The 1,581-nt window shown below is 61.4% G+C and carries 1 protein-coding gene; it reads right to left on the bottom strand.

Going from position 1 to position 1,581, the window contains the following annotated elements:
• Nucleotides 1-1,278, bottom strand: a 1,278-nt coding sequence (locus AAFM29_RS17865; RefSeq protein WP_341714052.1) for a rhodanese-like domain-containing protein, incomplete at its 3' end; no start/stop codon positions are given.
• Nucleotides 1,279-1,581: the final 303 nt, after the last annotated feature.

The raw sequence follows: 1,581 nt of genomic DNA, 5'->3' as shown, positions 1-1,581 counted from the left end.
TCCTTTGCTTTGCAGCCAGCCCGCAGCCACACTGGCACGCATGCCACTGGCGCACATGACGGTATAGGCGCGTTCGCGATCGAGCTCGGCGAAGCGGGAATTGAGCTCGCCCACGTAGATGTGTTTCGATCCCTCGATCGCGCCGCTGCGCCGCTCATCGAGGTCACGCACGTCGAGCAAGGTCCAGTTGTCGCGCATGCGCTCGAGACGATCCTGAACCTCGTTCGTCCCGATCATCGGAAGGCTCGCCATCTTCATTCCTTGCGCTGCAGCCGGCACGATACCGACATAGCCGCCGACGATCGAGTCGAGCCCGATCCTCACAAGGTGCGTCATGGCCGAAGCCAGCTGGTCTTCCGCCGATCCGACGAGGGCGATTGTTTCACCCTCCCTGATGAACCAGCCCGCAAACGCCGAAATCATGCCGACCGGAAGGCATATCGAACCAGGCAGATGCCCGCTTGCGTATGCAAGCGGATCCCGCACGTCGACGACATGGTCGGCGTCGATTTCGCGGATGTCCGAGAGCATGAGACGTTTTGGTCGCAGGATCCGTGGCGCAGGAGATGTTCCCTCGACATTCAGACGCTCCATCAGTCTGAAATAGGGTGGCTGGTAATGATGCTCGGCGAGCTTCGCCTCGATGAATTCCTCGCGATCGGCTATCTGGAGCCGCGGATTGTTGCGACGTTCGTGGCCTATGGTCGAGAATTCCCGGTTCGCCATTCCCGAACCGCAGACCGAGCCTGCTCCATGCGCGGGGTAAATGATCGCCTGGTCACCCAGACCGCAAATCTTCTGCAGTGAATCGTACAGGAGGCCCGCGACCTCCCGCGCGCGCTCGGGATAGAAATCGGTGCGTCCGACGTCGCCAACGAAGAGCGCATCGCCGGTGAACACGCCGACCGGTCCTTCGGGAAAATCGTCGTCATGGAGGACGAAGGCGAGATGATCGTCGGTGTGACCGGGAGTTTCGAGCACCGAAATCCGCAACTTCCCGATCTCGAAAACGTCGCCCTCTCGCGCGGTGTCGGCGAAAACAATCTCGTCCGCAGGGTTTGGACCGTGCAGAACGCGGGCACCGGTCATTTTGGCCAATACCGGCGATCCCGTGATGAGATCCTCATTCCTGTGCGTTTCGAAGATATGCGTGATCTCCAGCCCTTCGGCGCGGGCACGCTCGACATAAATCTCGCAGTCCCGGCGCGGATCGATGACCGCTGCCTTGCCCTGCGACCCAATCAGAGAGGAAAGGTGGGAGAGGCCGGGGGTCTTTATCTTCTCGAGCAGCTTGTTTTGCCTCGGCGTGAGAGTGTGTCCGCGAGCCCGCGTCGCTCGAGGCGAGCCCGCATTCGGCTTTGAGCGCCGAGACGTTCTCGAAGCGGTCTGCTTCTGGCCGGGCGATAGCGGGTTTAGCGTTGACCCAGGTGTTCTAGCAGACGAATTCGAGCATGGCTGCCGCGAGGTCGGCGTGCCTGCAACGAAAGCAACCCTCGGCAAGACGCTCGTCGGTAATGACGGCTTCACCCGTATAGGGTTCGTCGAGGAGCCAGCCCGGTCGCGCAGCCGTCCATTTCAGGC

It is taken from the genome of Erythrobacter sp., assembly GCF_038133525.1.
GTDB lineage: Bacteria > Pseudomonadota > Alphaproteobacteria > Sphingomonadales > Sphingomonadaceae > Qipengyuania.
Note: the sequence above shows the minus strand (reverse complement) of the source record. Positions and strands in the feature narration are given on the sequence as shown.